The 25380-nt window shown below is 56.8% G+C and carries 22 protein-coding genes; 13 read left to right on the forward strand and 9 right to left on the reverse strand.

All coding sequences use genetic code 11. The features are described from left to right. The first annotated feature begins 43 nt into the window (after positions 1-43). The 9 genes from pilW to S7A_RS05610 all read left to right on the forward strand — a co-directional run bounded on the left by pilW (position 44) and on the right by S7A_RS05610 (position 10865). Positions 44-778 (forward strand): type IV pilus biogenesis/stability protein PilW, encoded by a 735-nt coding sequence (gene pilW, locus S7A_RS05570; RefSeq protein WP_009088724.1) that lies wholly within the window; start codon positions 44-46, stop codon positions 776-778. After that, the gene (rodZ, locus tag S7A_RS05575) at positions 768-1781 is read left to right on the forward strand and encodes a cytoskeleton protein RodZ (RefSeq protein ID WP_009088726.1); all 1014 of its coding nucleotides are present in this window, start codon (positions 768-770) and stop codon (positions 1779-1781) included. Before pilW ends, rodZ begins: the two co-directional genes overlap by 11 nt. 37 nt (positions 1782-1818) lie before the next feature. Then, positions 1819-2940, forward strand: coding sequence for a flavodoxin-dependent (E)-4-hydroxy-3-methylbut-2-enyl-diphosphate synthase (gene ispG / locus S7A_RS05580; RefSeq protein WP_009088728.1), 1122 nt, complete (start codon positions 1819-1821; stop codon positions 2938-2940). 105 nt (positions 2941-3045) lie between these two features. Then, entirely contained in the window at positions 3046-4323 is a 1278-nt protein-coding gene (hisS, locus tag S7A_RS05585) for a histidine--tRNA ligase (RefSeq protein ID WP_009088729.1), read from the forward strand. 33 nt (positions 4324-4356) lie between these two features. Beyond that, positions 4357-4974, forward strand: coding sequence for a YfgM family protein (locus S7A_RS05590; RefSeq protein ID WP_009088731.1), 618 nt, complete (start codon positions 4357-4359; stop codon positions 4972-4974). Positions 4975-4993: 19 nt separating this feature from the next. After that, a complete protein-coding gene (gene bamB / locus S7A_RS05595) occupies positions 4994-6175 on the forward strand; it encodes an outer membrane protein assembly factor BamB (protein ID WP_009088733.1) in 1182 nt (393 codons plus the stop codon). A gap of 174 nt (positions 6176-6349) precedes the next feature. Further along, positions 6350-7840: a ribosome biogenesis GTPase Der gene (gene der / locus S7A_RS05600; protein ID WP_009088735.1), complete on the forward strand. Its 1491-nt coding sequence runs from the start codon at positions 6350-6352 to the stop codon at positions 7838-7840. A gap of 60 nt (positions 7841-7900) precedes the next feature. Further along, positions 7901-8122, forward strand: coding sequence for a zinc ribbon domain-containing protein (locus S7A_RS05605; RefSeq protein ID WP_009088737.1), 222 nt, complete (start codon positions 7901-7903; stop codon positions 8120-8122). A gap of 301 nt (positions 8123-8423) precedes the next feature. Continuing rightward, positions 8424-10865 (forward strand): glucose/quinate/shikimate family membrane-bound PQQ-dependent dehydrogenase, encoded by a 2442-nt coding sequence (locus tag S7A_RS05610; protein WP_009088739.1) that lies wholly within the window; start codon positions 8424-8426, stop codon positions 10863-10865. A gap of 44 nt (positions 10866-10909) precedes the next feature. On the opposite strand, the gene S7A_RS05615 is transcribed toward S7A_RS05610, so the two are convergent. The 3 genes from S7A_RS05615 to xseA all read right to left on the reverse strand — a co-directional run bounded on the left by S7A_RS05615 (position 10910) and on the right by xseA (position 13887). Continuing rightward, the gene (locus tag S7A_RS05615) at positions 10910-11242 is read right to left on the reverse strand and encodes a protealysin inhibitor emfourin (protein WP_009088741.1); all 333 of its coding nucleotides are present in this window, start codon (positions 11240-11242) and stop codon (positions 10910-10912) included. Continuing rightward, the gene (locus S7A_RS05620) at positions 11239-12252 is read right to left on the reverse strand and encodes a M4 family metallopeptidase (RefSeq protein ID WP_009088742.1); all 1014 of its coding nucleotides are present in this window, start codon (positions 12250-12252) and stop codon (positions 11239-11241) included. Before S7A_RS05620 ends, S7A_RS05615 begins: the two co-directional genes overlap by 4 nt. Positions 12253-12513: 261 nt before the next feature. Then, positions 12514-13887: an exodeoxyribonuclease VII large subunit gene (gene xseA, locus S7A_RS05625; protein WP_009088745.1), complete on the reverse strand. Its 1374-nt coding sequence runs from the start codon at positions 13885-13887 to the stop codon at positions 12514-12516. A 168-nt stretch (positions 13888-14055) separates the two neighbouring features. On the opposite strand from xseA, the gene guaB reads away from it, so the two are divergent. From guaB to S7A_RS05645, 3 genes are all read left to right on the forward strand, one after another. Continuing rightward, positions 14056-15522 (forward strand): IMP dehydrogenase, encoded by a 1467-nt coding sequence (guaB, locus tag S7A_RS05630; protein ID WP_009088747.1) that lies wholly within the window; start codon positions 14056-14058, stop codon positions 15520-15522. 68 nt (positions 15523-15590) lie between these two features. After that, a complete protein-coding gene (gene guaA, locus S7A_RS05635; RefSeq protein ID WP_009088749.1) occupies positions 15591-17171 on the forward strand; it encodes a glutamine-hydrolyzing GMP synthase in 1581 nt (526 codons plus the stop codon). 309 nt (positions 17172-17480) lie between these two features. Beyond that, a complete protein-coding gene (locus tag S7A_RS05645) occupies positions 17481-18254 on the forward strand; it encodes a DUF3750 domain-containing protein (RefSeq protein ID WP_009088754.1) in 774 nt (257 codons plus the stop codon). A 32-nt stretch (positions 18255-18286) separates the two neighbouring features. Here S7A_RS05645 and S7A_RS05650 read toward each other — a convergent pair whose 3' ends face one another. Continuing rightward, entirely contained in the window at positions 18287-18466 is a 180-nt protein-coding gene (locus S7A_RS05650) for a hypothetical protein (RefSeq protein ID WP_009088756.1), read from the reverse strand. A 202-nt stretch (positions 18467-18668) separates the two neighbouring features. On the opposite strand from S7A_RS05650, the gene S7A_RS05655 reads away from it, so the two are divergent. Continuing rightward, positions 18669-19166 carry an AlpA family transcriptional regulator gene (locus S7A_RS05655; protein WP_009088758.1) on the forward strand — a complete coding sequence of 166 codons (498 nt, stop codon included), beginning with the start codon at positions 18669-18671 and terminating at the stop codon, positions 19164-19166. Between the two features lie 3 nt (positions 19167-19169). Here S7A_RS05655 and mgtE read toward each other — a convergent pair whose 3' ends face one another. The 5 genes from mgtE to ppk1 all read right to left on the reverse strand — a co-directional run bounded on the left by mgtE (position 19170) and on the right by ppk1 (position 25262). Next, a complete protein-coding gene (gene mgtE / locus S7A_RS05660) occupies positions 19170-20603 on the reverse strand; it encodes a magnesium transporter (protein WP_009088760.1) in 1434 nt (477 codons plus the stop codon). 123 nt (positions 20604-20726) lie between these two features. Then, positions 20727-20912, reverse strand: a complete 186-nt coding sequence (locus S7A_RS05665; RefSeq protein ID WP_033736145.1) for a YfgG family protein — start codon at positions 20910-20912, stop codon at positions 20727-20729. A gap of 101 nt (positions 20913-21013) precedes the next feature. Next, a complete protein-coding gene (tehB, locus tag S7A_RS05670; protein WP_009088764.1) occupies positions 21014-21628 on the reverse strand; it encodes a tellurite resistance methyltransferase TehB in 615 nt (204 codons plus the stop codon). A gap of 41 nt (positions 21629-21669) precedes the next feature. After that, positions 21670-23196, reverse strand: coding sequence for an exopolyphosphatase (gene ppx / locus S7A_RS05675; RefSeq protein WP_009088767.1), 1527 nt, complete (start codon positions 23194-23196; stop codon positions 21670-21672). A gap of 5 nt (positions 23197-23201) precedes the next feature. Further along, positions 23202-25262 (reverse strand): polyphosphate kinase 1, encoded by a 2061-nt coding sequence (gene ppk1, locus S7A_RS05680; RefSeq protein ID WP_009088768.1) that lies wholly within the window; start codon positions 25260-25262, stop codon positions 23202-23204. Between the last annotated feature and the right edge of the window lie 118 nt (positions 25263-25380).

Below are 25380 nucleotides of genomic sequence, written 5' to 3' on the forward strand. Positions count from 1 at the left end.
TGGCAGGCTGCAGCCTGTCAATGTCAGGCAGAGGGAAACGATCGTGCGTAACGGATTACCCGCCAGTGTACTGGCGCTGTTTGTTGTAAGCGGGTGTGTCAGCCAGCCGCGCTCATCCGGTGCTGAAGAGGTGCGTCTGCAGTTAGGGATGCACTATCTGGCGGCGGGTGATTATGCCGCCGCTGAGCGAAACTTTCTGCGCGCACAGGCCGCCGCGCCAGAGGATTACCGGGTCTCGCTTGCGCTGGCACGACTGGCGCAACAGCAGGGCAATCAGACAGCAGCCCAGGCAGGGTTTATACTGGCACAGCAGCAGGCCCCGGATAATGGTTTTGTTGCTAACAATTACGGTGCGTTTCTCTGCGCTTTAGGGCAGTATGACGAAGCGCATCAACAGTTTAGTCGGGCAGAAACCGCTCCGTCGTCTGATGCACGCAACGACGCGCTTGAACTGGCAGGTTTTTGTTACCTGCAGGCGGGGGATGTTGTTGCCGCCCGCAGGACGCTACGCCGGGCCATTGAAGCCGACAGGCGAAAAGCTGATTCGCTGCTGGCGGAGGCTGAAAAGCAGATGGCTGAAAACCATCTGGCGAGGGTGCAGATTTTGCTCGACGTTTACCAGCTACAGTTGCCCGAAACGGCACGCAGTCTGGCGTTACACTTACGTTTCGCCGCGCTACAGGGAAATGCCGCAGACGTTTCACGTTATGGCGACCAGTTAGCGCGACGTTTTCCGCAATCGATACAGTACCAGCGTTATTTAGCTAATGAATACTGAAGCCACTCAAGAAAACTCTGCATTACATTCAACAGGTGATCGCCTGCGTCTGGCCCGTGAGCAGATGGGGCTGTCACAGCAGAACGTCGCTGAACGTCTGTGTCTGAAACTCTCTACCGTGCGTGACATCGAAGAGGACAAATCGCCTGCCGATTTAGCCTCGACGTTCCTGCGCGGTTACATCCGCTCTTATGCGCGTCTGGTGCACATTCCTGAAGAGGAACTGCTGCCGATGATGGCGAAACAGACGCCGGTCCGGGCGGCAAAAATCGAGCCGATGCAAAGTTTCTCCCTGGGCAAGCGCCGCAAGAAACGCGACGGCTGGTTAATGATTTTTACCTGGCTGGTGGTGTTCGTGGTGATTGGCCTGACCGGCGCCTGGTGGTGGCAGAATCACAAAGCGTCGCAGGACGATCTGGTGCCGATGACCGACCAGAACGGCAGCAGCGGCGATAGCGGCCAGTCGATTCCGCTGGGTGAGACCAGCGGTGACAGCGCGGCGCCAGCCGCGCCTGACGAAAGTAATACGGCCGCCAGCGACAACAGCGCGACCAGCACGCCAGCCACCTCTGCGCCGGCTGCCAGCACCACCACTACCCCAGCCACAACGCAGACCGACAGCAGCAATGCTGTCGTGTCACCGAGCCAGGCGCCACAGGACACCACATCGGCAGCACCGGCCACGACTAACCCTGCCACCAGCACGACACCACAGATGCCGGTCGGCGCTGCCGCAGTCAGTGAACCGGCGGCCGACCCGAATGCGGTGGTCATGAACTTCACCGCCGACTGCTGGCTGGAAGTGAGCGATGCCACCGGCAAAAAACTGTTCAGCGGCATTCAGCGTAGTGGTGGTAAACTGAGCCTCGCGGGCACACCTCCGTATCGTCTGAAAATTGGCGCGCCGTCCGCGGTTCAGGTGCAATATCAGAATCAGCCCGTTGATTTAAGTCGTTTTATCCGTAATAACCAGGTTGCTCGCCTGACGTTGGGTGCGCAATAACAGCGTATCGCGTACCGGGCAATTGTGGAGAAGAAATATGCATAACGAAGCACCCATTATCCGTCGTAAATCCAGACGCATTTACGTCGGCAAGGTGCCGGTCGGTGACGGCGCACCTATTGCCGTCCAGTCGATGACCAACACCCGCACCACTGACGTGGAAGCGACGGTAAATCAGATCAAAGCCCTTGAGCGCGTCGGTGTCGACATCGTTCGTGTCTCGGTGCCGACCATGGATGCCGCAGAAGCGTTCAGGCTGATCAAACAGCAGGTGAACGTGCCGCTGGTTGCAGACATCCATTTTGACTACCGCATCGCCCTGAAAGTCGCCGAATATGGCGTTGACTGCCTGCGCATCAATCCCGGTAATATCGGGAACAATGAGCGTATCCGTATGGTGGTTGACTGCGCGCGCGACAACAATATTCCGATCCGGATTGGCGTTAACGCCGGTTCGCTGGAAAAAGATCTGCAGGAAAAGTATGGCGAGCCTACGCCGCAGGCGTTGCTGGAATCGGCCATGCGTCACGTCGATCACCTCGACCGTCTTAACTTCGACCAGTTTAAAGTCAGTGTAAAAGCCTCTGACGTTTTCCTGGCAGTGGAATCTTATCGCCTGCTGGCAAAACAGATCGATCAGCCTCTGCATCTCGGGATCACCGAAGCGGGCGGGGCGCGCGCTGGCGCAGTCAAATCGGCGATTGGGCTGGGTCTGCTGCTGTCAGAAGGGATCGGCGACACGCTGCGTATCTCGCTGGCGGCCGATCCGGTTGAAGAGGTCAAGGTCGGCTTCGATATTCTGAAATCACTGCGTATTCGTTCGCGTGGGATTAACTTCATCGCCTGCCCGACCTGTTCACGTCAGGAGTTTGACGTGATCGGCACCGTCAACGCGCTGGAGCAGCGTCTGGAAGATCTCATCACGCCGATGGATGTCTCCATTATCGGCTGTGTGGTCAACGGACCGGGCGAAGCGACGCTCTCGACCCTGGGCGTGACCGGTGGCAGCAAGAAGAGTGGTTTCTACGAGGATGGCGTGCGTCAGCGCGATCGTCTCGATAACCATGACATGATCGATCAGCTGGAAGCGCGCATTCGTGCCAAAGCGTCGATGCTGGATGCCAGCCGCCGTATTGACGTGCAGCAGCTGGAAAAATAATGGCGTGCGCAGCCTGCGTGCGTGACTTTTTTGACTGAACCTGTGCGGTTTCATCCTCATAAGGTATGATGCCGGACAGGTTTTTTTGCATTAAGAGATTTTAACGTGGCGAAGAATATTCAGGCGATTCGCGGGATGAACGACTACCTGCCTGCGGATACCGCTCTCTGGCAACGGATTGAAGGCGTACTCAAGCAGACGCTGGCGAGCTACGGTTACAGCGAAATTCGCTTGCCGCTGGTGGAGCAGACCCCACTGTTTAAACGCGCCATCGGTGAAGTCACCGATGTGGTTGAAAAAGAGATGTACACCTTCGAGGACCGCAATGGCGAAAGCCTGACGCTGCGTCCGGAAGGAACCGCAGGCTGCGTGCGAGCCGGTATCGAGCACGGTTTACTCTACAATCAGGAGCAGCGCCTGTGGTACATGGGGCCGATGTTCCGCTATGAGCGTCCGCAGAAGGGCCGTTATCGCCAGTTCTACCAGATCGGCGTCGAAGTGTTTGGTCTGCAGGGACCGGACATCGATGCGGAGCTGATTATGCTCAACGCCCGCTGGTGGAAAGCGTTAGGCATTGCCGACCACGTTCGCCTGGAACTCAACTCCATCGGCTCACTGGAAGCGCGTGCGCACTACCGCGACGCACTGGTCGCCTTCCTCGAACAGCACAAAGAGGTGCTGGATGAGGATTGCAAACGCCGCATGTACAGCAACCCGATGCGCGTTCTCGACAGTAAAAATCCCGATATTCAGCAGCTGCTGAATGATGCGCCGCAGCTCGGCGACTATCTTGATGACGAATCACGCGACCATTTCAGCGGCCTGTGTGCCCTGCTGGATGACGCGGGCATCCACTACACCGTCAATCAGCGTCTGGTGCGCGGCCTGGATTACTACAATCGCACCGTGATTGAGTGGGTCACCGACAGCCTGGGTTCACAGGGTACCGTGTGCGGCGGCGGTCGCTATGACGGCCTGGTAGAGCAGCTCGGTGGACGTGCCACCCCTGCGGTGGGCTTCGCGATGGGCATGGAGCGTCTGGTGCTGCTGGTTCAGGCGGTGAATCCGGAATTTGAACCGACGAGCAATGTGGATGTCTATGTTATCGCTTCCGGTCAGGGCGTGCAGTCCGCTGCGATGCAGCTGGCTGAGAAATTGCGCGATGAAGCGCCAGAGCTGAGGCTGATGACTAACTTTGGCGGCGGCAACTTCAGGAAGCAGTTTGCCCGCGCTGACAAGTGGGGCGCTCGCGTCGCGCTGGTGCTGGGCGAGGATGAAGTCAAAGCCGGTCAGGTCGTGGTGAAAGATCTGCGCCGTGGCGAGCAGCAAACGCTGGATCAGGCAGAGGCTGCTGCTGTATTGCGCACGCTGTTACAGGCGTAACACAGCACCAACCATAGAAAGGAGAAGGATTGCGTGGAAGTGTATAGCAATGAGAACGAGCAGACCGAAGCGCTGCGCAACTTTTTTACCAGCAATGGTAAGGCGTTAGCCATTGGCGTAGTCATCGGCATTGCTGCGCTGGGTGGCTGGCGTTACTGGAGCAGTCATCAGGACGATACTGCGAAAACGGTATCGGCCCAATATCAGCAGCTGACCACCGCCATGCAGGCGGGCAAACCTGAGACGCTGGAAGCGGTCAACCGGTTTGCCAGCGAAAACAGCAACACTTATGGTGCGCTGGCGGCGATGGATCTGGCGAAGCAGTATGTGGATGCCGGTCAGCTTGATAAAGCCGCAGCACTGCTGCAAAACGGACTGAAAGATACCAAAGATGCCAATTTGCAGGCGGTCATTAACCTGCGTCTGGCTCGCATTCAACTGCAACAGAATCAAGCGGATGCGGCGCTTAAAACCCTTGACGGTGTGAAGGGTGATGGCTGGACAGCCATTGTGGCCGATATTCGCGGCGAAGCGCTGCTGGCCAAAGGCGACAAGCAGGGCGCGCGCGATGCCTGGAGTAAAGGGGTGGAATCTGACGCCTCTCCGGCATTGAAGCAAATGATGCAGATGAAGATGAATAACTTAAGCTAAGCCAGTCAAGAGAGAGCGCATGGAATTACGTAAATACCTGCTGCCGGGACTGATTTCAGTCACTTTGCTCAGCGGTTGTTCGCTGTTTAGCGGCGAAGAAGATGTAGTGAAAATGGCCCCGCTGCCGAAGGTGGAAAATCAGTTTACGCCAGAGAAAGTGTGGAGCACCTCGGTCGGCGATGGCGTGGGTGATTTCTACTCCAATCTGCATCCTGCCTGGCAGGACAGTACGGTCTTCGCAGCCGACCGCTTTGGTATCGTGAAAGCGCTGGATGCCGCGGACGGTAAAGAAAAATGGAAAGTCGATCTCTCTGAGAAAACCGGCTTCTTCTCGAAAAATCGCTCAGCCCTGTTATCGGGCGGCCTGACGGCGGATGGCGATCGGATCTATGTCGGCAGCGAGCGCGGTCAGGTTTATGCCCTGAACAGCAGCGATGGCGGCCTGGCCTGGCAGACGAAAGTCGCCGGTGAAGCGCTGTCACGTCCGGTGGTCAGCGATGGCCTGGTGCTGATCCATACCAGCAACGGCATGTTGCAGGGTCTGGACCAGAGCAGCGGGGCGGTGAAGTGGAGCGTTAACCTGGATATGCCTGCGCTATCACTGCGCGGTGAATCGGCTCCGGCTGTTGCGTTTGGCGGGGCCATTGTCGGTGGTGACAACGGCCGCGTCAGTGCCGTCGTGCTGAACCAGGGGCAACTGATCTGGCAGCAGCGTATTTCTCAGGTCAGCGGCGCAACCGAAATCGATCGTCTGAACGATGTCGATACGACCCCGGTTATCGTCAACGGCGTGGTTTACGCGCTGGCGTACAACGGCGACCTGACAGCGCTGGATCTGCGCTCCGGCCAGATTCTGTGGAAACGCGAAATCGGCGGTGTGAAAGATCTGATTGTTGATGCCGGCCGCATCTATCTGGTCGATCAGGATGACCGTGTGATTGCCCTGAACGCGGACGGTGGCGTCGCTATCTGGCGTCAGAGCGATCTGCTGCATCGCAACCTGACTTCACCGGTGCTCTACAACGGCTATCTGGTGGTTGGCGACAGCGAAGGGTATCTGCACTGGCTGAACACCACCGACGGTCGTTTTGTCGCGCAGCAGAAGCTGGACAGTTCCGGTTTCCAGACCGAGCCCGTGGTCGCCAGCGACAAGCTGCTGATCCAGTCGAAAGATGGTGAGGTTTATGCGATTACCCGTTAACGGGTAAACGTCCGGCAGGTGAAATCCTCCGTTCCGACGGCTCCTGATTTAATCAGGGGCCGTTTCGTTTTTAGTCAGGCATGGTATTCTTTGCGCCTTAAGCCTGAACTTAACGGCCAGAGCCGTTATAATCACGCCATTCGGGCGATTCATTTTTTATTGAGGCATTTTGTTATGGTACCTGTGGTCGCGCTGGTTGGGCGTCCCAATGTGGGAAAATCTACGCTATTTAACCGCTTAACCCGCACTCGTGATGCGCTGGTAGCGGATTTTCCCGGACTGACTCGCGATCGCAAATATGGTCGCGCCGAAGTGGAAGGGCGCGAATTTATTGTTATTGATACCGGTGGTATCGACGGCACCGAAGAGGGTGTTGAAACGCGGATGGCCGAGCAGTCACTGCTGGCGATTGAAGAAGCGGATGTCGTACTGTTTATGGTCGACGCGCGTGCGGGCATGATGGCCGCCGATCAGCAAATCGCTAAACACCTGCGTTCCCGTCAGAAAGCCACTTTCCTGGTGGCGAACAAAACTGACGGGCTCGATCCGGATCAGGCGGTTATCGACTTCTACTCACTCGGCCTGGGCGAGATCCACGCCATTGCGGCGTCGCACGGTCGCGGTGTCACCAGCCTGATTGAAACGGCGCTGCTGCCGTGGATGGAGACGGTTGAGCCGGTCGAACTGACCGAAGAGGAAGAGAACCAGGCTTACTGGGCGGCGCTGGACGCCGAGGAGATCGCTGAGCAGGAAGCCGCCGAGGAAGAAGAAAACTTCGACCCGACAGGTTTACCTATCAAGCTGGCCATCGTGGGGCGTCCTAACGTAGGTAAGTCAACGCTTACTAACCGTATCCTCGGTGAAGACCGCGTAGTGGTCTACGATATGCCCGGTACCACCCGCGACAGTATCTATATTCCGATGGAGCGTGACGGACGTGATTACGTACTGATCGACACCGCCGGGGTGCGTAAGCGCGCCAAGATTTCTGACACCGTAGAGAAATTCTCGGTGATCAAGACGCTGCAGGCGATTGAAGATGCCAACGTGGTGATGCTGGTCATCGACGCCCACGCCGGTATCTCGGATCAGGATCTCTCCCTGCTGGGCTTTATTCTCAACAGTGGCCGCTCGCTGGTGATCGTGGTTAACAAATGGGATGGCCTGTCGCAGGAAGTGCGTGACGAAGTGAAAGAGACGCTGGACTTCCGTCTGGGCTTTATCGATTTCGCCCGCATCCACTTTATCTCTGCGCTGCACGGCAGCGGCGTGGGTAACCTGTTTGAATCGATCACTGAAGCCTATGACTGTTCGACCCGGCGCGTAAACACTTCGCTGCTGACGCGCATCATGAACATGGCGGCAGACGATCACCAGCCACCCCTGGTGCGCGGCCGTCGCGTTAAGCTTAAGTATGCCCATGCCGGTGGTTACAACCCGCCCATCGTGGTCATCCACGGGAATCAGGTGAAAGATCTGCCAGATTCTTACAAGCGCTACCTGATGAACTATTTCCGCAAATCCCTGAATGTGATGGGAACGCCAATCCGTATTCAGTTCAAAGAGGGTGAGAACCCTTATGAAGGCAAGCGTAACCTGCTGACGCCGACGCAGCAGCGTAAACGTAAGCGTCTGATGGCGCATATGAAAAAGAATAAGCGTTAATGAGAAGAGGGCCATGAGGCCCTCTTTTTTTGTGCTGAACACGCTGCTCAGGAGGAGAAAGTGACTATTCACTGCGAAAAATGTCAGCAGCCACTGCGGCTCAGCGACGGCGAATTTATCTGTGACCGCTGCAGTGCGCACTATCCGGCGCAGCCCGTCTGTCCGGACTGTCACCAGCCACTGACGGTACTGAAAGCCTGCGGTGCGGTCGACTATTTTTGTCAACATGGCCACGGATTGATCTCGCGCAGGCGGGTGCAGTTTCAGCCGTCCACACCGTAAGATTTGGCTATGATTAAACGCACCGGTGAACCCGACCCGCCCGCCGTTTTGTAGCAAAAATGCTATTACGTCGTAACAAATGAGTTGTATATGTTCACTCGGTTATGTACCAGGTGGTACAATCCTGCCGCGTCGTGGGAGGGGCCAGCCACATCTGTAGGCTTCCGGCCCTCAGATTCTTACGGACGCGGGTCTGTTTATAATTGATTTGAAACAGAACGGGGCTCTGCGCAGAACGTTTAAGGCGCGGAGTCCGGACGGCACCTGTCCGGACATTCTGTTTATTCAGGAGAGATAGTTTATGGCTGAAACATCCTCCCGCTCCGCCAGGGGGTTGGGAATCGCATCCGTGCTGCTCGGACTGGTGCTGCTTGCTACCGGTCTGTTCTTTGCAATCGGTGGCGGCAAACTGGTTGCGCTTGGCGGCAGCTGGTACTTTTTGATTGCAGGGATCGTCATCGTACTTTCCGCAATTCAGTTCTTCCGCCGCAAATCGTCGGCAGCGGTTCTTTTCCTGCTGGTCTTTATCGGCACGCTGATCTGGTCGCTGTTTGATGCCGGGCTGGATTTCTGGCCGCTGGTCTCACGCCTGATGGTGCCAGCCGGACTGACACTGCTGGCCTTCCTGATCTGGCCTTCACTGCGTAAGCATGAAGGTAAGCCCTCACTGGCAAAACCTTCCTATACCTTCTCCGCACTGCTGGCCGCAGGCATGGTGGTCACGCTGGTGCAGATGTTCCAGCCGCATCCTACCGTGGCCGGTAATGGTGAAGAGCTGCCGCTGATTCCGGTCGATAAAACCAAACAGCAGAAAGACTGGGATAACTACGGCAATACGCCGCAGGGCAGCCGCTTTGTGGCGCTGGACCAGATTACCCGCGACAACGTGAAGGATCTGAAAGTTGCCTGGACCTTCCGCACCGGTGACACCCCGATCAGCCCGACCGGTAACGGCGCAGAAGATCAGCAGACGCCGTTGCAGATTGGCAACACGCTCTATCTCTGCACCCCACACAATAATGTGATTGCGGTGGAAGCGAACAGCGGTAAGCAGATCTGGAAACGCGAAATCAATGCGCAGGCTGAAGTCTGGCCGCGCTGCCGTGGTCTGGCTTACTTTGACGCGACGAAACCGCTGCAACAGCCGGACAAGCCGGGGTCAGTTCCGGTAACGGCCGTTACCCTGCCTGCCGGTGACACCTGTCAGCGTCGTATTCTGATGAACACCATCGACGCGCGTCTGATTGCCATCAACGCCGACAACGGTGAGTTCTGTGAAGACTTTGGCGATCACGGCATTGTCGATCTGAAAGCCGGCATCGGTAAGGCGCCAGACCCGCAGTATCAGCTGACCTCAGCCCCTACGCTGGCAGGCACCACTGTCGTGGTTGGCGGACGCGTGGCGGATAACGTACAGACCGATATGCCGGGCGGCGTGCTGCGTGGATTCGACGTTATTACCGGCAAGATGCGCTGGGCGTTTGACCCGGGCAACGTTGACCCGAATGCGATCCTGATGCCGGGCAAGGAGTATACCCGCAGTACGCCAAACTCCTGGGCACCGATGTCATACGATCCGACCATGAACACCGTGTTCATTCCGATGGGCAGCTCCTCTGTTGACCTCTGGGGCGCGAACCGTACCCCACTGGATCACAAATATGGCGCATCCGTGCTGGCGCTGGATGCCACCACCGGTAAAGAGAAGTGGGTCTATCAGACCGTGCACAACGATCTGTGGGACTTTGACCTGCCGATGCAGCCAAGCCTGATCGACTTCCCGCAAAAAGATGGCAGCACCACGCCAGCGGTGGTGATCGGCGGTAAAACCGGCATGATCTTTGTGCTCGACCGGATGACCGGTAAGCCTTTGACCAAAGTCGAAGAGCTGCCGATGCCGCAGGGCCATATCCCGAACGAGCAGTACACCAAAACCCAGCCACACTCGACCGGCATGCCGCAGATTGGCAACCAGACGCTGAAAGAGTCTGACATGTGGGGAGCGACGCCGTTTGATCAGCTGGCCTGCCGTGTTGCCTTTAAATCGATGCGTTATAACGGCCTGTTCACCGTACCGGACACCGACAAGTCGCTGAGCTTCCCGGGCTCGCTGGGTGGAATGAACTGGGGCAGCATGTCGACTGACCCTAACAATCATCTGCTGTTCGTTAACGATATGCGTCTCGGCCTGTGGGTGCAGATGATCCCGGCTGACACCAACAGCATTTCACGTGGCAGCAACGGTGGCGAAGCGATCAACACCGGTATGGGTGCAGTACCGCTGAAAGGCACGCCGTACGCCGTAAACAAAAACCGCTTCATGTCTCCGCTGGGCATCCCTTGTCAGAAGCCGCCATTTGGTACGCTGTCGGCGATCGACATGAAAACCCAGAAAATCGTCTGGCAGGTACCGGTTGGTACCGTGCAGGACACCGGACCGTTTGGTATCAAAATGGGCGTGAAAATGCCGATTGGTATGCCGACGCTGGGCGGAACGCTGGCAACGCAGGGTGGCCTGGTCTTCATCGCCGGTACCCAGGATTACTATCTGCGCGCCTTTGATTCTTCAACCGGTAAAGAGGTGTGGAAAGCGCGCCTGCCGGTCGGCAGTCAGGGTGGCCCGATGAGCTACGTCTCACCGAAAGATGGTAAGCAGTACATCCTCATCTCGGCAGGTGGCGCACGTCAGTCACCGGATCGCGGTGATTACGTGATTGCTTACGCGCTGCCAGACAGCAAGTAACCATGCATAAGGAAAAGGGCCGACATTGTCGGCCCTTTTTTTGCTTATTTGCCGTCGCGCCACAGCGCCTGCAATTCGGGAGGGGCGACCTGTTCCGGGATCAGCAGCACAATGGTGCCGACCTCACGGCGGGTCGCGTACTGGATCTGAATACGAAAATAGCGCTGATCGCCACTGCCCACCTGCGCGGCTTTCTCCTCGGGTTCGCCCAGCGGCATCGCCTGTTCCAGCGCATGGCAGACGCGCTGTTTTTCAGGCGGTGGCAGATCGCCCAGCATAAAGCGACGCTCGGCGCGCAGCCCCGGAATAAAGGCCATGCCGCCTTCACGCGCGACGATGACCGTAGCGTCATCGGTGAGTTCGGGCAGTTCACTCATAGCACGCCAACCTCCTTCCACGCCTGTTCAATGGCACGGCCGACCGACGAATTAAAGCGCTTTTCACCGTGCTGAACGGTGAAGCGGGCAAAGGTCTTAAAGTCCGCATCCTGAGGCAGTTCGTCGTCACACAGGGTGTCATACCAGGCGTAGCCTGCCTGCTCCCAGGCAAAGCCGCCCAGCGCGGTGGCCGCCAGATAAAATGCCCGGTTAGGAATACCGGAGTTGATGTGAACTCCGCCATTATCTTCACGGGTTTTCACATAGTCATCCATGTGCGCCGGTTGCGGATCTTTACCCAGCATCGGATCATCGTAGGCGGTGCCGGGTTCAGACATTGAACGCAAACCGCGCCCATTGATGCCGCTTGCCAGCAGGCCTTCACCGATAATCCAGTCCGCCTCTTCGGCGCGCTGTTTCTTGCTGTACTGTTTGACCAGGGAGCCAAAGACGTCAGACAGGGACTCATTCAGTGCGCCCGCCTGCTCAAAGTAGATCAATCCGGCTTCATTTTCCGTGACGCCATGCGCGAGCTCATGTGCCACCACATCAATCGCAATGGTAAAGCGATTAAAAATTTCGCCGTCACCGTCACCAAATACCATCTGCTGACCGTTCCAGAAGGCGTTCTGATATTTTTCCCCGTAATGGACGGTACCAAGCAGCTTCAGCCCCTGATTATCCAGCGAGTTACGCTGATAAGCCTGCCAGAAAAAGTCATAGGTGACGCCGAGGTAGTCCCAGGCTTCTTCAGCCGCCACATCATCGCTGGCGGGCTGGCCCTCCTGTCGAATCAGCTTACCGGGCAGGGTTTCTCTGCCCTGGGCATCATAAATTTCCCGGTCCACATGGCCGCCCGCAGCCGTTTTAGCCACGGCGGGCTTTTGCCAGTGTTCTGCCATCAGGTGCTGAACGTGGGTGAGGGTGCGACGCGCCTGCGCCTGCTGGTGACCTGAACCGTGAGCAATGATCTTACGAAGGATATAGGGAGGAATAACGCAGTAAGCCATCTGAAACTCCTTGGCAGCTGAGAAAGAGGTACCGGAGAGTATAGACCCGTCAGGCAGACAACTTTGACAGGCTATCTGAAACCCCCTGGCAGCAGAGATGTACCGGAGAGTACAGACCCGTCAGACAGACCACGTTGACAGGCCATCTGAAACGCTCTGGCAGCAGAGATGTACCAGAAAGTATAGACCGGTCACGGCGAATGCACGCGGTAAATGAGACCAGCCATAACTGGAAAGGAAGGGCGATGAGAGCGGAGCGGGTCAGGAGGCGGTTTTGCGGCGACGCTTTTTCTCAGGCAGTAACTGTGTGACCTGGCTTTCGACCCAGCCATCATCCAGACGGGTGCGCAGCAGGTCGCCGCTCTGCAGCTGCGCCGTTTTTTTCACCACCTGTCCGGTGGTGTCGGTCGTGACGCTGAATCCGCGTGCCAGCGTGGCCAGGGGACTGACGCCCTCCAGTTGCGCTACCAGCTGACCAAACTGCTGTTTTCCGCTGCTCAGCTGAGTGGTCATACTCTGCTGCAGGCGGTAGTGCCAGCTTTGCAGCTGCTTCTGCGCTTCGAACAGGCGCGGCTGCGGCTGTTGGGCACTGAGCCGGTGCTGCAGGCGATCCTGCTGACGGGTAGCGTGACGCAGACGGGTTTCCATCGCATCCCCCAGACGCTGCTGCAGGCGGAACAGGGCAGTCTGCTGGCGGGCCAGACGCAGCTGCGGATGCTGCTGCTGCAGGCGATGCTCCAGGCGGCTGTAAAGCCGCTGCTGGCGCGCCAGATAGTAATCCATCGCCATCTCCAGCCGCTGCTGCTGTGACTGCAGCTGACGCAGCAATTCAAGCTGATTGCGGCTGACAATTTCTGCTGCGGCCGACGGTGTGGGCGCGCGTAAATCTGCGACGAAGTCGGCAATGGTGACGTCGGTTTCGTGTCCGACTGCGCTGACGATGGGAATGCGGCTGGCAAAAATCGCGCGCGCTACCCGTTCGTCGTTAAAGCTCCACAAATCTTCCAGCGACCCGCCGCCGCGCCCGACAATTAACACGTCGCATTCATTGCGCAGGTTAGCGACTTCAATCGCCCGGACGATAGCCGCAGGCGCATCGACACCCTGCACGACAGTAGGATAGATGACCACAGGCAGGGAGGGATCGCGGCGATGCAGCACGCGTAACACATCGTGCAGGGCGGCGCCGGTCGCCGAGGTGATCACCCCGACCTGACGCGCTGGTTCCGGCAGCGGCTGCTTATGCTGCGGGTCGAACAATCCTTCGGTCGACAGCTTTGCCTTCAGCAGTTCAAACTGCTGCTGCAACAGCCCTTCGCCCGCCGGATGCATACTCTCGGCAATCAGCTGATAGTCGCCACGAGGCTCGTAAAGGGTGATGCTGGCGCGCACCAGCACCTGCTGGCCGTGCTGCGGACGAAAAGTGACGCGACGATTGCTGTTGCGGAACATGGCGCAGCGAACCTGAGCACCATCATCTTTCAGCGTGAAGTACCAGTGACCGGAAGCAGGCTGAGTAAAATTGGAGATCTCGGCGCTGATCCAGACCAGGCCCATCTCTTTCTCCAGCAGCTGACGCACTGTCGTATTGAGACGGCTGACGGTAAAAATATTGGCGTTGGATGGCAGCGACATGTGACGAAGATCAAATTCCAAATCAGCAGGTTAATTCACCGATACTACAGGGCTGCCAGTGCGGATCAAGAGTTTTTCGTAAATAATAGTGGAGGCAATCGATTACGGCCTGTATAATGCCGCGGCAATATTTTATCTAATCTCAATCACCCGAGGTGGAGTATTGCCATGTTAAGAATCGCTAAAGAAGCACTCACTTTTGACGACGTTCTGCTCGTTCCTGCTCACTCCACCGTCCTGCCTAATACGGCCGATCTCAGCACACAGCTGACCAAAAACATCCGTTTAAACATTCCTATGCTTTCCGCTGCCATGGACACCGTGACCGAAGCGGGTCTGGCAATTGCGCTGGCACAGGAAGGCGGCCTTGGCTTCATCCATAAAAATATGTCGATTGAACGCCAGGCGGACGAAGTGCGCAAGGTGAAGAAACATGAGAGCGGCGTCGTGACTGAACCGCAGACCGTACTGCCGACCACCCCACTGGCTGACGTCAAAGCGCTGACCGAGCGCAACGGCTTTGCAGGCTATCCGGTGGTTAACCGCGACAATGAACTGGTCGGTATCATCACCGGTCGTGACGTGCGCTTTGTGACCGATCTCTCCCAGCCTGTTTCCGCGGTCATGACCCCGAAAGATCGTCTGGTGACGGTGAAAGAGGGTGAAGCGCGTGATGTCGTGCTGCACAAAATGCATGAAAAACGCGTAGAGAAAGCGCTGGTTGTGGATGACAGCTTCCATCTGCTGGGCATGATCACCGTTAAAGACTTCCAGAAAGCCGAACGTAAGCCTAACGCCTGTAAAGATGCGCAGGGCCGTCTGCGTGTGGGTGCCGCTGTCGGTGCCGGTGCAGGCAACGAAGAGCGTATCGATGCGCTGGTTGCTGCGGGCGTTGACGTGCTGCTGATTGACTCTTCTCACGGTCACTCTGAAGGCGTGCTCTCCCGTATCCGTGAAACTCGTGCTAAATATCCGGACCTCGAAATTGTCGGCGGTAACGTCGCTACCGGTGCCGGCGCACTGGCACTGGTTGAGGCCGGCGTCAGCGCGGTCAAAGTCGGTATCGGCCCTGGCTCTATCTGTACTACCCGTATCGTCACCGGTGTCGGTGTTCCGCAGATCACCGCCGTCTCTGACGCTGTAACCGCACTGGAAGGTACCGGTATTCCGGTCATCGCCGATGGCGGTATCCGTTTCTCCGGTGATATCGCAAAAGCGATCGCGGCGGGAGCCTCCTGTGTCATGGTGGGTTCAATGCTGGCGGGCACCGAAGAGTCTCCGGGCGAGATCGAACTCTACCAGGGTCGTGCATTTAAATCCTATCGCGGCATGGGTTCACTGGGCGCGATGTCCAAAGGCTCTTCAGACCGTTACTTCCAGACCGATAACGCCGCTGACAAGCTGGTGCCGGAAGGCATCGAAGGCCGCGTGGCCTATAAAGGCCGTCTGAAAGAGATCGTCCATCAGCAGATGGGTGGACTGCGTTCATGCATGGGCCTGACCGGTTGCCCGACCATTGATGACCTGCGTACCAAAGCGGAGTTTGTCCGCATCAGCGGCGCTGGCATCAATGAGAGTCACGTACATGATGTGACCATCACCAAAGAGTCACCGAACTACCGTATGGGCTCGTAATTCCGATTTCCCGCCCGGCTTAAGCCGGGCGCTTTTATTTATTAAGTCACCGTTCTGGAACCCCCTCAATGACGACGGAAAATATCCATAAGCATCGCATTCTGATTCTCGATTTCGGCTCGCAATATACTCAGCTGGTGGCACGCCGCGTGCGCGAGCTTGGCGTTTACTGTGAACTCTGGGCATGGGATGTGAGCGAAGAGCAGATTCGCCAGTTCAACCCAAGCGGCATCATCCTTTCCGGCGGTCCGGAGAGCACCACCGAACTGAACAGCCCGCGTGCGCCGGAATATGTCTTTAATGCTGGCGTGCCGGTACTGGGCGTCTGCTACGGTATGCAGACCATGGCGATGCAGCTGGGCGGCGCCGTTGCCGGTTCGAACGAACGCGAGTTCGGTTATGCGCAGGTTGAAGTGACCACGCCAAGCGCTCTGGTTCGCGACATCGAAGATGCGATCAGCGCGGCCGGTAAACCGCTGCTGGATGTCTGGATGAGCCACGGCGATAAAGTCACCGCTATCCCGGCTGACTTCGTAACCGTTGCCAGCACCGAAACCTGTCCGTTTGCCATCATGGCGAACGAAGAGAAGCGTTTCTACGGCGTGCAGTTCCATCCGGAAGTGACCCATACCCGTCAGGGCCTGCGGATGCTTGAGCGCTTCATCATCGACATTTGTGAATGTGAAGCCCTGTGGACGCCAGCCAAAATCATCGAAGATGCGGTAGAACGTCTGCGTGAGCAGGTAGGAAATGACAAAGTTATCCTCGGCCTGTCTGGCGGTGTGGATTCATCGGTAACGGCGATGCTGCTGCACCGTGCCATTGGCGACCGTCTGACCTGCGTGTTTGTAGATAACGGTCTGCTGCGTCTGAACGAAGCGCAGCAGGTGATGGATATGTTTGGCGATCACTTTGGTCTCAACATCGTCCATGTCCCGGCTGAGCAGCGTTTCCTGGACGCACTGGCGGGTATTGATGAACCTGAAGCCAAGCGTAAAACCATTGGTCGCGTCTTTGTGGAAGTGTTTGACGAAGAAGCGCTGAAGCTGGAAGACGTTAAGTGGCTGGCGCAGGGCACCATCTATCCGGACGTGATCGAGTCGGCGGCATCAGCCACCGGTAAAGCGCACGTCATCAAGTCGCACCACAACGTTGGCGGCCTGCCGAAAGAGATGAAGATGGGCCTGGTTGAGCCGCTGAAAGAGCTGTTCAAAGACGAAGTGCGTAAGATTGGTCTGGAGCTGGGCCTGCCGTACGACATGCTGTTCCGCCATCCGTTCCCGGGCCCGGGTCTGGGCGTGCGCGTGCTGGGCGAAGTGAAGAAAGAGTATTGCGATCTGCTGCGTCGTGCCGATGCTATCTTCATCGAAGAGCTGCACAAAGCGGATCTCTACAACAAAGTCAGCCAGGCGTTCACCGTCTTCCTGCCGGTTCGCTCGGTCGGTGTGATGGGCGATGGCCGTAAATATGACTGGGTGGTTTCACTGCGCGCGGTGGAAACCATCGACTTTATGACCGCTCACTGGGCGCATCTGCCGTATGATTTCCTGGGCCGCGTCTCTAACCGCATCATCAATGAAATCAACGGGATCTCCCGCGTGGTGTATGACATCAGCGGTAAGCCACCGGCGACGATTGAGTGGGAGTAATCGGCCTGTAGCCGGTTAACCCTGACGATGTTCAAGCCCGCTTCTCAGCGGGCTTTTTTCTGCCCTGGCTGCCCGCCGATCCGCCGTTTTAACCTTTCAGCACATCCGCACCCGAACCTGGTGATTTTCTGTTCACTTTGCCACAAATTGCGCTATTCTGCTGGTCAGCAAAAGCACGTCGGGCTTCCTGTCTGACGCCCGCTTTTGACTCGCCGCTTTTACCGATTATCCATATCTCAAAGCCGCCGCTTACGGAAACTGCCTTCTCTCCAGGCATTTCCTGATTCTGACGCCACCAGGAATGTTGTCATGCTCTCACTCAAAGTGTTCAGCCTGTTTTTTGTTGTCGTATTGCTGCTCTCTCTGGGAGCCAGTATCGCCCAGGCAACCCGTCACAACGAAACCGCAGAGCGGGGCGGCTGGTGGTCGGCGCGACGCGATTCAGCCGGTATTGCGCCCGACCCGCGCGCCTTCGCTAATCTGGCTATCGTGCAGGTCTATGCCGCGCCCACCTATGGCTGGAAAGGGCGAGTTGCGGTGCATCCCTGGATTATCTTCAAACGTGCCGGTGAAACGCACTACAATCGCTATGAAGTGATCAGCTGGGGCAGTGGCGATAAAGTGCGTCACAATACCAATCTTCCCGATGGCTACTGGTATGGTGCAAAACCGCGGCTGCTGGTGAACCATCGCGGACCCGAGGCAGAAGCGATGATCCCGCAGATTGAAGCGGCTATTCAATCCTATCCCTGGCCGACGACCTATCACGCGTGGCCGGGGCCCAACAGCAATACTTTCCTGGCGCACATTGGTCGCGAAGTCCCGGCCTTAAAACTCGATTTGCCTGCCAATGCCCTGGGCAAAGATTACCGGCCACTGTGGCGTCCGGTCGGGCTGCCACCATCCGGGCGAGGTCTGCAGGTATCGGTTCTGGGTGTGGCGGGCGTCACGCTCGGAGCGGAAGAGGGGTTCGAAGTGAATCTGCTGGGTCTGAACATGGGCCTCGACTTTACCCCGTTCCGCCTGCGGTTGCCGTTTATTGGCGGGCTGGGTAACGATAACCTGCAGCAGGATAAGCCCTGATCGTCTGGCCCCGCTAACGGGGCCGGTTTGTTTCAGCACACGCCAAAATCACCCTCTTCGTGATAGAGGTTGACGCTCTCTGCCTTCACTTCAATCTCTTTTTTGGTCGCATCATCCACCCGTGCGCAATACAGGGTGTCACCTTCAACGCGCAATACCTGCATTTTAGGGCCACCGGTTTTCGACTGAACAAAATCCTCTGCTTTAAACATAGTTTCTCCGTCGTGAGTCGTAATTGCTGCCAGCATCGCGCTGACATTTTTTGCGTAACGTTTTCCAGTGTAGATCCTGACCGTTTTACTGTGTGAAAAAGTCTGCGCATGCTCAGCCGTAAAAGAATATTTTTATCGGTTGTCAGTTGACAACTTATTAGTCCGGCGGGAGGATAGGGAGGACGTGCGTAAGGAGAGGCATATGGAATATTGTTTTACATTACGGTTCAGCCTGCCGGAAGGGCATGCGCCGGCAGATGAGATGATGGAAGTGCTGGCCGCAGCCGGCTTTGACGATGCGCTGATCGGTCTGGGGTTGCCGGGGCGAATCGCACTGGAGTTTACCCGGGAGTCAGGCTCCGCGACGGAGGCACTGGCAGAGGCAGAAGCGGCGGTACTGCGCGCGATACCGGGTGCCACGCTGGTGGAAGCGGCGCCTGACTTTGTGGGACTGACTGATGTAGCCGAGCTGATCGGCATGTCGCGCCAGAACATGCGCAAGCTGATGCTCAGCCACCGCCCGCCATTTCCGCTGCCGGTGCATGACGGCAAAACCGCCATCTGGCACCTGGCGGATGTGCTGGAGTGGCTGAACCAGCGCGGTAACTATGTGCTGCCGGTGGCGACCCGGGAACTGGCGCAGGTGACGCGCCAGCGTAATCTCAGCGGGTCACTGCAACGCTACGGTCTGCTCGCCTGAGGGTCAGTGCGTGGTCAGAAACAGCGTCGCCAGTCCCAGGAAGATAAAGAATCCGCCGGTGTCGGTGATGGCGGTAATCAGAACGCTGGAGCCGACGGCCGGATCGCGCTTCAGTCTGGTCATCACCAGCGGTACCAGTACGCCCATCAGCGCCGCCAGCAGCAGATTAAGCGCCATGGCTAGCATCATGACACCGCCCAGCGCCATATTGTCATACATCAGCCAGGTGATGCCGCCCATGATGCCGCCCCAGAAGAGACCGTTGATCAGTGCCACGCCCAGTTCACGGACAATAAGAAACGAGAAGTTACCCGGCTCCACCTGATGCAGCGCCAGTGCGCGCACAATCATGGTGATCGTCTGGTTACCGGTATTGCCACCGATCCCGGCCACAATCGGCATCAGTGTCGCGAGGGCGACGATTTGCGAAATGGTCCCTTCAAACAGCCCGATAACGCGTGAGGCAACAAAGGCGGTACAGAGGTTGATCGCCAGCCAGGCCCAGCGTTTACGGACTGACTTATGCACCGGGGCAAAGACATCCTCTTCCTGACTGATACCACCCATCTTACGGATATTGCTTTCGTTTTCGGCGTTAACCAGGTCGATGATATCTTCAATGCTTACACGGCCAATCAGTTTTCCTTTTGCATCGGTAACGGCGGCAGAGATGAGGTTATAACGCTCAAAGGCGCTGGCGGCGTCTTCAGCCTTGTCATTAAGCTGGAAGGTGGTGGGGCGTGCGTTCATCACCTCGCTCACCAGCGTTTTGGGCTTATTCAGCAGGATATCGGTCAGCAGCAGTTCACCCAGCAGCTGATTATCTTTATTCGTGATGAAGAGCTTATCGGTGCCGCCCGGCATACTTTTGCGCTTGCGCAGGAAACGCTGCACCGTCGCCAGCGTGACATCTTCACGCACCGTCAGGATGTTGAAATCCATCACCCTGGCGACGCGGTCGCGGTCAAACTGCACCATGCTGAGCATCCGGGCGCGCAGGCCAGGTTCCACGGTGGCCAGCAGGCGTCCGGTCAGGTCACGCGGCAGATAGCGCGCCAGCCAGACCTGATCGTCGATATCCAGCGGCTGGATGGCGCGCAGGATATCGCGGTCGCTCATCTCCTCCGTGAGGCTGGCCCAGACCGTTTCTGACGCTTCGACCAGCACGTGACCGCGCCGCTCGTTTGGCACCAGCCGCCACAGCGCCTGGCGCTCCTCTTCCGGCAGGGCTTCGAGAATATCGGCAAGGTCAGCGGCATGCAGCTGAAGAATATCCTGTTCCAGCGCTTCACGCTGGGCCGCATTTTCACGTTGCTGTTCAGGCGGCTGATCGCCGGATTTCTCCAGCAGGGCATCAACCAGATCGTGTTCATTGAGCAGCAGCGTCAGAATGCGATGACGGGTTTCACTTAAACGTTGAGAGTGAGAGGCAGACACATTGGATCCCTTTAGTCTGAAAGCACCAGCACGAAGTGTAGCGTTTCGCCTGAAAAAGGGATGCAAAAAAGCGTCCGAACGGTCGGATAACGTTTTAAATTCAGTTCAGAAGGGGACTGTGCGTTAGCGGGTATCGCCTGATGTCACTGTAACCGGTCCAGGCGTCGCTTTCTGTTGCTGATGATGTTCGAAGGCAGCAGGCAGGATGAAAATCAGGCGACTAAAGAGAATGATAAAACTGATCAGCAACACGATGCGGGTCATGGTGCCGGTTTTCTGACGTCTTCGGGGAGAAATAGCGCTGTTCACGCGGGGTGGTTCCTGTAGTGACCCTCATCGGGGCGATTGCAATATTTAGTCACAGTCGCCCGATGAAATCAATCGCTGTTGAAAAAAACAGCAGATAATGATCAGTAACTCGCTTTCTGCGCCAGCAGCGTGGCAAAGCGGCAGGTGATGCGCTGGCCGTTTTCATCTTTACGGTGCAGCTGGCCGGGATGCTCGTTGTACTTCACGATGTGCCAGTTGCGATAGTAGTGACTGAGTTCACCCGATTTAAACGCAAAGGAGAAATCAGCCGGGCAGGGCATATCGTCCGTGTTCATCGCCGCCACAATCAGGTTAAAGCCATATTTCACCGTGCAGGCCTGCATGTCCGCAATCAGCTGTGGAATGGTCTGCGGCTGCAGAAACATCATCACCACGGTCGACAGCACAAAGTCATAGCCGCCATTAAAGCGCGTCGTGTTCAGGTCATGCTGCGCGGTGTGGATACCGCTGAGGTTTTCCTGCGTCACAATCTCCTGCAGGCGCGCCAGACTTTGTGGATTGTGATCCCACGCCGTCACGTCAAATCCCTGCTGATTCAGAAACAGCGTGTTACGGCCCACGCCACAGCCAAGATCCAGCGCCTTGCCGACGGTGAGCTGGGGCAGCGCCGCAACCACTTCAGAGTGAGGCGGAGTCAGGCCATAGGTTTCGGCGAAGTAGTTTGCGCCTGAAAGCAGTGTGGTTGGTTGTGTCATAGTCATCAGTTCAGTTAAAAGGGCGCCAGGCGCCCATAAGGTCAGGCTTCTTCTTTAAGGATCAGTTTCCATCCCGTCACGTCATTCCAGTAAACCTGCTCACGTTCGAGATCGAGCTGAACCAGGTTGTTCTGACTGAAATAGCCTGCCGGGAAGGTCAGCGTCCAGTGGCCGTCATCACACTTCAGGCTTAACGCATCCGGGCGCGTCGTGGCCTGGCGCTGATTATTGAGCAGCGTACCCAGGCGCAGCAGGAAAATCAGCGGGATAAACTGCTTTTTCTTGAACAGCGTGACGCGCGGCAACTCATCGAGTTTAATCGCTTTGCGATGGAATCTGACCAGCGCAGCCAGCAGCATCTGCTGATCCTGATTGAAACCGGGCAGGTTGGTGTTTTGCAGGATGTAGGCGGAATGGCGCTGCAGCGCGCTATGGTTAATGGTCAGGCCCACTTCATGCAGCATGGCCGCCCACTTCAGCAGCGCAGCCAGTTGCGGATTGGCCAGCTTTGGATTCTGCTCGCTCCACTGCACATAAAGCTGCTCGGTGGTGTCAAGCACGCGTCGCGCCTGATCGCTGTCGATGGCGTAGTGATTCGCCAGACTCTGTGCGGTCCGGCTGCGAATATCCTGATGGCGGAAGCGGCCTTCCATCTCATAGAGCACGCCTTCACGCAGCGCACCGTCAGAGAGGCGCAGCTCGCGGATCGCCAGCGCATCAAATACGCCACAGAGAATCGCCAGTCCCGGCACGAAGACGTTTTTGCGCTCTTCAGAGAGGCCCGGCAGGCTCAGTGCCGCAAAGGATTTATGCTTCATCACCTCGTCATAGAGCTTGTCGAGACGCTCAGGGGTGATCAGCTTCTCTTTCTCATCCATCGCCTGCAGCACTTCACAGGCGGCTTTGATGGTTCCGGACGCCCCCAGCGCATATTTCCAGCCATGCAGACGATACTGCCACGCCAGCGTTTCCAGCTTCTGCGCGGCCGCTAAACGGGCACGACGGAAGTTTTCACGGCTGATTTCCCCCTTAGGGAAATAGAGCTGGGCGAAACTGACGCAGCCCATGCGGCGGCTCTCAACCAGCTGCGGTTCAAAATCCTCGCCAATCACCAGCTCGGTTGAGCCGCCGCCAATGTCGATCACCAGCTTGCGGCCTTTTTCCGGCTGCGTATGCTCCACGCCCATAAAGATCAGACGCGCCTCTTCATGACCTGAAATCACCTCGATCGGGTAGGGGATCACCTCAGCCGCCCGCTGCAGGAAGGTTTCGGCGTTTACCGCCTCACGCAGCGTATGGGTGCCGACAATCGTCACGTTGCTCGGGCTGAACCCCTGCAGGCGCTCGGCGAACAGCGCCAGGCAGGCTAAGCCGCGCTCCATCGCCTCTTCGCTGAGTTTGTGCTGAGCATCCAGCCCGTCAGCCAGATGGACGCGCTGCTTCAGGCGACCCAGCACCTGCATCGCACCGTCGACGACCCGCGCAATCACCATATGGAAACTGTTCGAGCCCAGGTCAATCGCCGCAAACTCCTGGGGTTTAGGCGTACTTTTATGAGAAATTGGCATAGGATTTAGTCAGGTTGTTCCAGTTTCTTGATGTAATCATAGATGGCCAGCTGCGAGCGCACTTTACGGCGATTGCCTCGCTGGACGTAATGGTTACTCAGCTCTTTGTCGACGATGCGGGCTTTCACCGTATCACTCAACTGAATGGCAATAATGTCGAGTATGCGTTGCCGGATGCGTGGATCGAGAATCGCCACCGCCACCTCGATACGGTAATCAATATTACGCGTCATCCAGTCAGCGGAGGAGAGGAACACCTTCTTATCGCCGCCATTCTCAAAAATATAGACGCGATCGTGTTCCAGATAGCGGTCAACAATACTGATGACGCGAATGTTCTCGCTGATCCCCGGCAGATCCGGGATCAGTGAGCACATGCCACGCACCAGCAGATTGACTTTTACCCCTACGCTGGAGGCTGTATAAAGCCGATCAACCAGCCCTTTGTCCACCAGATTGTTTATTTTCAGAGTAATGCCGGAGGACTTCTGCTGCTGGGCATTGGCGATTTCGGTGTCGATCAGTTCATACAGCATCCGGCGTGAGTTCTGCGGAGACACCATCAGGTGATCAAACGTCACGGGCCGGTAGGGGTTCTCAATAAAATTGAACACCCGACGCACTTCGTTGGTGATACGCGCATCGGCGGTCAGCAGGGAGTAGTCCGTGTAGAGCCGGGCGGTCTTCTCGTTAAAGTTGCCGGTGCCGATGTGGGCATAGCGCACAATCTCTTCCCCTTCACGGCGTGAAATCAGGAACAGCTTGGCGTGGATTTTCAGGCCAGGGGCGGAGAAAATCACATGCACACCGGCTTCGGTCAGGCGTTTAGCCCAGTAGATGTTGGCTTCTTCATCGAAGCGCGCCTGCAGCTCAACCACCACCGTGACCTTCTTACCGTTATACGCGGCGTGGATCATCGCATCCATGATGCGCGAGTGTTTGGCGACGCGGTAAATATTGATTTTGATCGCCAGCACGCTCGGGTCAAACGATGCCTGACGCAGCAGCTCCAGCACATGCTCAAAGGTGTGATAAGGATAATAGAGCAGCACGTCGCGGTCGCGGATCGCATCAAAGCCGTTGCGGTAGCCGTCAAAGCCGATGTGGCGGATCTGCGGCAGCGGACGATTTATCAGGTTGTTTTTGCCGACGTTCGGGAAGCCGATGAAATCTTTAAAGTTGTGATAGCGACCGCCGGGCAGAATCGAATCGAAGTTAGAGATAGAGAGCTTGTGGCACAGCAGTTCAACCATCGCCTCCGGCATATCGCGCTGATAGACGAAACGCACCGGCTCTGCCGTCAGTCGCTGCTTCAGGCTGGAGGACATCAGCTCCAGCAGGCTCGACTCCATCTCCGTCACCAGATCGTACTCGGCGTCACGCGTCATTTTCATGGAATAGGCGTTGAGCGCGTCGTAGTCGTAAAAGCCTTTGAAAATATCATCCAGGCAGTAACGTAAAATGTTGTCGAGCAGGATCATCGGCTTACGGCGACGCGGTGGCTCCGCCGGAAGATTGATAAAGCGCGGCACCTTGTCGGACGGGATCTCCAGCAGCGCATAGCGGATGTCGTCACCCCGGATAATCTCGACTGCCAGGTAGGTGTAGTCATCTTTAAGAAACTCGGTCAGGTCGGTTTCATGGGTGATCAGAATCGGCGAGATGTGCTGACGCAGCTCATGCTTAAAGTAGTGACGCAGCCACGCCTGCTGATTGGGCGACAGCTGACGTTCGTTGATCAGGAAGATCTGGTTGCGTGCCATCTCCAGCAGCAGCTCGTTATAGAGGGCATCGAACTCCTGATCGGACTTCATCACCCGCTGCTGAATTTTCTTAAACAGATGACGTGGCGTACTGGCGGAACCCTGCTCTTCACCAATCAGAATACGGCGTTTCAGGTCGGCAAAACGCACTTTATAGAATTCATCGAGGTTGTTGGAGTAGATACCCAGAAAGCGCATCCGCTCAATCAGTGGATTGCTTTTATCTGCCGCTTCCTGCAAAACCCGTTCATTAAAGGATAACCAGCTCAATTCTTTTTCAATATAAAGCTTTACCTGACCCATTCTCACTCCATTTAGCGGTTGCAGGACTGAAGATCCAGTGTCCCTGAACATTATGGCGAGAGTATGGCAGCGTTGTCCAACGCCAGGAGTTGTCTTATCAACCCGCTACGGGCAACAT

Origin of the sequence: Pantoea sp. Sc1, from assembly GCF_000255315.1 — a bacterium.
Lineage (GTDB): Bacteria > Pseudomonadota > Gammaproteobacteria > Enterobacterales > Enterobacteriaceae > Pantoea > Pantoea anthophila.

What these genes read in the sequence shown, in the direction of transcription:
- rodZ (WP_009088726.1), top strand. Translation starts at nt 768, where the DNA reads ATGAATACTGAAGCCACTCAAGAAAACTCTGCATTACATTCAACAGGT.
- ispG (WP_009088728.1), top strand. Translation starts at nt 1,819, where the DNA reads ATGCATAACGAAGCACCCATTATCCGTCGTAAATCCAGACGCATTTAC.
- bamB (WP_009088733.1), top strand. Translation starts at nt 4,994, where the DNA reads ATGGAATTACGTAAATACCTGCTGCCGGGACTGATTTCAGTCACTTTG.
- der (WP_009088735.1), top strand. Translation starts at nt 6,350, where the DNA reads ATGGTACCTGTGGTCGCGCTGGTTGGGCGTCCCAATGTGGGAAAATCT.
- S7A_RS05610 (WP_009088739.1), top strand. Translation starts at nt 8,424, where the DNA reads ATGGCTGAAACATCCTCCCGCTCCGCCAGGGGGTTGGGAATCGCATCC.
- S7A_RS05615 (WP_009088741.1), bottom strand. Translation starts at nt 11,242, where the DNA reads ATGAGTGAACTGCCCGAACTCACCGATGACGCTACGGTCATCGTCGCG.
- S7A_RS05620 (WP_009088742.1), bottom strand. Translation starts at nt 12,252, where the DNA reads ATGGCTTACTGCGTTATTCCTCCCTATATCCTTCGTAAGATCATTGCT.
- xseA (WP_009088745.1), bottom strand. Translation starts at nt 13,887, where the DNA reads ATGTCGCTGCCATCCAACGCCAATATTTTTACCGTCAGCCGTCTCAAT.
- guaB (WP_009088747.1), top strand. Translation starts at nt 14,056, where the DNA reads ATGTTAAGAATCGCTAAAGAAGCACTCACTTTTGACGACGTTCTGCTC.
- guaA (WP_009088749.1), top strand. Translation starts at nt 15,591, where the DNA reads ATGACGACGGAAAATATCCATAAGCATCGCATTCTGATTCTCGATTTC.
- S7A_RS05645 (WP_009088754.1), top strand. Translation starts at nt 17,481, where the DNA reads ATGCTCTCACTCAAAGTGTTCAGCCTGTTTTTTGTTGTCGTATTGCTG.
- S7A_RS05650 (WP_009088756.1), bottom strand. Translation starts at nt 18,466, where the DNA reads ATGTTTAAAGCAGAGGATTTTGTTCAGTCGAAAACCGGTGGCCCTAAA.
- S7A_RS05655 (WP_009088758.1), top strand. Translation starts at nt 18,669, where the DNA reads ATGGAATATTGTTTTACATTACGGTTCAGCCTGCCGGAAGGGCATGCG.
- tehB (WP_009088764.1), bottom strand. Translation starts at nt 21,628, where the DNA reads ATGACACAACCAACCACACTGCTTTCAGGCGCAAACTACTTCGCCGAA.
- ppx (WP_009088767.1), bottom strand. Translation starts at nt 23,196, where the DNA reads ATGCCAATTTCTCATAAAAGTACGCCTAAACCCCAGGAGTTTGCGGCG.
- ppk1 (WP_009088768.1), bottom strand. Translation starts at nt 25,262, where the DNA reads ATGGGTCAGGTAAAGCTTTATATTGAAAAAGAATTGAGCTGGTTATCC.